Annotated in this window: 5 protein-coding genes; 3 read left to right on the top strand and 2 right to left on the bottom strand. The window is 66.3% G+C overall.

The genetic code is table 11. The features are described 5' to 3' along the window. The 3 genes from ABUA09_RS18015 to ABUA09_RS18005 form a co-directional block, all read left to right on the top strand. Positions 1 to 1,166 (top strand): S1C family serine protease (locus ABUA09_RS18015; protein WP_349949614.1); only part of this gene is annotated, 1,166 nt, incomplete at its 5' end. A 17-nt stretch (positions 1,167 to 1,183) separates the two neighbouring features. Beyond that, entirely contained in the window at positions 1,184 to 1,435 is a 252-nt protein-coding gene (locus ABUA09_RS18010) for a fatty acid kinase subunit FakA-related protein (RefSeq protein WP_033119129.1), read from the top strand. 180 nt (positions 1,436 to 1,615) lie between these two features. Further along, on the top strand, positions 1,616 to 2,677 hold the full coding sequence (locus ABUA09_RS18005; protein WP_279202243.1) for a CAP and S-layer homology domain-containing protein: 1,062 nt from the start codon (positions 1,616 to 1,618) through the stop codon (positions 2,675 to 2,677). 51 nt (positions 2,678 to 2,728) lie between these two features. On the opposite strand, the gene ABUA09_RS18000 is transcribed toward ABUA09_RS18005, so the two are convergent. Further along, entirely contained in the window at positions 2,729 to 3,793 is a 1,065-nt protein-coding gene (locus tag ABUA09_RS18000) for a PTS sugar transporter subunit IIC (RefSeq protein WP_033119130.1), read from the bottom strand. A gap of 166 nt (positions 3,794 to 3,959) precedes the next feature. Then, on the bottom strand, positions 3,960 to 4,506 hold a 547-nt coding region (locus ABUA09_RS17995; RefSeq protein ID WP_349949613.1), incomplete at its 5' end, for a transcription repressor NadR.

The raw sequence follows: 4,506 nt of genomic DNA, 5'->3' as shown, positions 1-4,506 counted from the left end.
GCCGAAAGTCCGAGCGGGGCGCGGCGCTGGTCCTGGCCGCCCTGACCCTGGTGCTGGGAGGGACGGCGGTGCTGCTGGCCCTGCGGGCACAGCCGCTGGTGGACGCGGGGGCGTTCTATCCCTCCGGAGGCGGGCAGGCCTCCGTCACTCCTTCCCTCTCCTTTCAGGCGGAACTGGAGCGGGCACCCACCGGGGACGGCACCGTGCTCTCCCTGGAGGCCAAGCCGGAGGGAGAGGGGATGCGCCTCCAGGACATCTATCGGAAGGTCATCCCCTCCATCGTATCCATCCAGGCCACGGTGGCGAAGGGCACGCTCCAGGGCGTGAGCCAGGGCACCGGCATCCTGATGAGCGGGGACGGCTACCTCATCACCAACGCCCACGTCATCGACGGGGCCTTTCGGGTGGACGTCTCCCTGGAGGACGGACGCGGGTTCCAGGCAAAGCTGGTGGGAAGCGACAGCACCACCGATCTGGCCGTGCTGAAGATCGAGGCCGAGGGGCTCACCCCCGCCGCCTTCGGGGACTCCGAGGACATGGTGGTGGGGGACGCGGTGGTGGCCATCGGCAACCCCATGGGAGAGGAGCTGCGGGGCACCATGACCGACGGCATCCTCTCCGCCATCAACCGGGACATGGAGGTGGACGGTAACCCAATGACCCTCCTCCAGACCACCGCCGCGCTTAATACCGGCAATTCCGGGGGGGCTCTGGTCAACGACCAGGGGCAGGTCATCGGGATCACCAACATGAAGCTGGTCTCCACCGACGCCGACAGCAATACCCTGGAGGGGCTGGGCTTCGCCATCCCCACCGCCACGGTGAAGCCGGTGGTGGACTCCCTCATCCAGAGTGGCCACGTCACCGGACGGCCCACCCTGGGCGTCACGGTGCGGGGGCTCTACCCCTCCGAGAAGGAGGCCAGGGGAGTGGCCTGCGGCCTGCTGGTGGATGCCGTCCAGGCTGGTTCGGACGCCGCGGACAAGGTGCAGGCGGGGGATATCCTCCTCACCGCCAACGGCACCGAGCTGAACACCACCGACGATCTGCTGGCCGTCCGGGACGCCTTGGACGTGGGCGAGAGCATCCTCTTCCAGGCGGACCGGGAGGGAGCCTGCCTGGAGTACTCCGTCCGGCTGGTGGAGCAGTATGAACTCAACCAATGAAAGGAGCCGGTACGGCCATGCTGGACTATCCGTTCGACACCCAACTGCTCATCGAGGGGGAAGGCCTCTCGGAAGACGACATCCACGACTACATTCAGGCCCACATCCCGGGGGACTGCCTGCTGGCGGTGGGGGATGAGTCGCTGGTCAAGATCCACTTCCACACCAACGTCCCCTGGGCGGTGCTGGAGTACTGCGCTTCCCTGGGGGAGATCCACGACATTGTAGTGGAGAACATGGAGCGGCAGTCCAACGGCCTCTCCGGCTGACCTGGGCTTTCTGGGGCTGCACCTCCTGATCCCCGCGGCCGCATGGGTTGCTGGCGCGAATGGACGGGCCATGAAATAACCGGGCCCCCGCCGAAGAGCGGGGACCCGGTTGCAGTCTGCGCGCGGTATGACCGTGAAAAAAGGTCCGGGCACAGCTTATTTTATAGGGAGAGAGGCAGTATGAAAAGACAGATCGCATGCCTGGGCCTGGCACTGAGCCTTTGGACCGGGCTGGCGTCACCGGCCCTGGCCGCCGGCTTTGCCGATGTGCCTGAGGGCCACTGGGCCCGCGACAGCGTGGCCTACGTCACGGAGAAGGGGCTGTTTCAGGGCGCGGGCGGGGATCGTTTTATCCCGGATGCCGTCATGACCCGGTCCATGCTGGCAGAGGTGCTCTACCGCTACGCGGGGTCCCCTGCCGTCACCGGCTCCGGGACCTATTCCGACGTACCTGAGGGGGCCTATTACAGGGACGCGGTGACCTGGGCCCATCAGAGCGGGCTGTATCCGGACAGCGGAACGGCGACCGGAGGGGAGCTCAAGCCCGATGAGGCCGTTCAGAGGGGGGAGTTTGCGGTCATGCTCTACCACTTTGCCCTGCTGACGGGGGACAGCCCGGCGGCGGAGGAGGCCCCGGCAGGACCCTTTTCCGATATGGAAGGGGTGGACGGGGAGGTCCGGCTGGCGGTGCTGGGCTGGGCCTGTCCCAACGGCATCCTGACAGGTACCGGGGAGACCACCATGGACCCGGAGGGCGGTGTGACCCGGGCGGAGGCCGCGGCCATGCTGGCACGGTACGACCAGACCTTCCGGGGGACGGACCGGGAGAAGGCGGAGGCGCCCGACGGGCTGGAGGCGGCGCGGCAGGAGCTTGTGGCCCTGACCAATGGGCTCCGCCAGGAGGCCGGCGAGGCCCCACTGGAGACGGACGAGACCCTGATGGCGGCCGCCCAGATCCGGGCCGAGGAGTGCGCGGCCATGGACGATCTGGACAACTACAACCATGTGCGCCCCGACGGAAGACCGTTTTACACCGTCCTGGGAGACCGGCTTACCGGATACGCCTCCGAAAACCTGGCCATGGTCTCCGCCCTCTCCGCCCGAGAGGCGGTGACGGTCTGGGAAAATTCCAGCGGGCACTATCAGAATATGGTCAACCCGGAGATTACCCGTATCGGAGTGGGGGTGGCCCGCTCGGACAGCGGACTGTACTATTACTGCCAGATCTTTACGGACGGCTGACGCAAACCCGGGGGAACGCGCAAGGGCGTGTCGGCCATTTTCAAACAGGCCCTAAGAGAGGGTGAGGTCCCCCTCCTTGATCCAGCCGATCCTGCGGAAGAAGAGACCGAAGGCCCAGCAGAGCACGGCGGGGAGGACAAAGGAGATGAGGATCAGGCCCAGCCAGTCAAAAGGGGTGATGGCGGCCTTGACGCCGGTAGCTACATCATTCACCCAGCCGCTGTAGACTCCGATCTGCCCCACCAGTCCGCAGGTCCCCATGCCGGAGGCCACGCCGCTGGCGGGGTCGTTCATCTCCAGGCGGAACACGCAGGTGGCGATGGGGCCGGTGACGGCGGAGGTAAGGATGGCGGGAAGCCAGATGCGGGGATTCCGAACGATGTTGGGCATTTGGAGCATGGAGGTGCCGATGCCTTGGCTCACCAGGCCACCCCAGCGGTTCTCCCGGAAGGAGAGCACGGCGAAGCCCACCATGTTGGCGCAACAGCCGGCCACGGCGGCGCCCCCGGCCAGCCCCGTGAGGCCGAACGCGGCGCAGATGGCCGCGGAGGAGATGGGGAGGGTCAGGGCGATGCCCACCAGCACGGATACCACGATGCCCATCCAGAAGGGCTGGAGCACGGTGGCGTCCTTGATGAGCTGACCGAAGGCGGAGGCCGCGGCCCCGATGGCCGGGGCCCACCAGGCCGAGAGGGCCACGCCCACGCAGATGGTGACCAGGGGCGTCACCAGAATGTCCACCTTGGTCTCCTTGGAGACGGCCTTGCCGACCTCTGCGGCCAAAATGGCGATGACCAGCACGGCCAGCGGCCCCCCCGCGCCGCCCAGACCATTGGCGGCGGAGCCCACGGCGATGAGGGAGAACAATACCAGAGGCGGCGCCTGAAGGGCGTACCCGATGGCGGCGGCCATGGCCGGACCGGACATGGCCGAGGCGTAGCCGCCGATGTCCACCAAAAAGGGGAGGCCAAGCTGCTGGCCCAGGGTCTTGATGATGGTGCCGATGAGCAGGGAGCAGAAAAGCCCCTGGGCCATGGCGCCCAGCGCGTCAATGCCGTAGCGTTTGGCGGAGATTACGATATTCTTGCGGGCGAGGAAAGACTTGCATCCGTCCATGGGACCACTCCTTTAATAGATGGGATCCGGAAAAATAGGGCATTACAGGTGTCTTGACACCTGTAATGCCCTATTATAGCGTCTGTGCAGGATTTGTCAAGCGCAGGTTCCGACTGTCATGGGGTCCGGCGCCGGAGGAGAAGCACCGCCTCGCCTCGGTCCAGGCTTACTCCTTCACCAGAAATCCGGCCTCATCCAATGCCTGGCACACCCTGCGGCAGGCCGCCTCGTCGGGACAGCGGAGGCGGTGGAGGTGGACCCCTCCGGTGAGGGCGCTGAGAGGAGTGGCCTGTTCCTTCTCTACCCGGCGTATAAACTCAGCCACATCATATCGGGAGGAGAGCTGGAGCTGGCCGGAGAGCTGGCCGTAGACCGGGTGCTCCACCACCACGTCCAGCACAGTGCAGCCGTTGTCCACCATGAGATTGAGCTCTCGTTCCAGATCGGCGGCGGTATGGCGGCAGACCAGGGTGCAGGTAAGGCCCGTATCCTCCTGGGCGGGGATCACATAGCCCCGGGGGGTGGAGGCGATATCCGCCCCGCCAGCCCGGAGGAGGGCGATATCTCCCACGATAATCTGACGGCTGACGGAAAAGCGGCGGGCCAGCGCCGTGGCGCTCACCGGCCCCCGGGAGGTGCGGAGCAGCTCCAACAGGGCATCCCGACGCTGTGCGGCATGCATAACGGTGCTTCCCCCTCTCTCACACATAGCC

Origin of the sequence: Intestinimonas sp. RTP31139st1_F5_RTP31139_211217, assembly GCF_040226735.1 — a bacterium.
GTDB classification, from domain to species: Bacteria; Bacillota; Clostridia; order Oscillospirales; family Oscillospiraceae; genus Intestinimonas; species Intestinimonas butyriciproducens.
The sequence above is the reverse complement of the archived record's forward strand: the minus strand, read 5'-3'. Positions and strand labels throughout refer to the sequence as shown.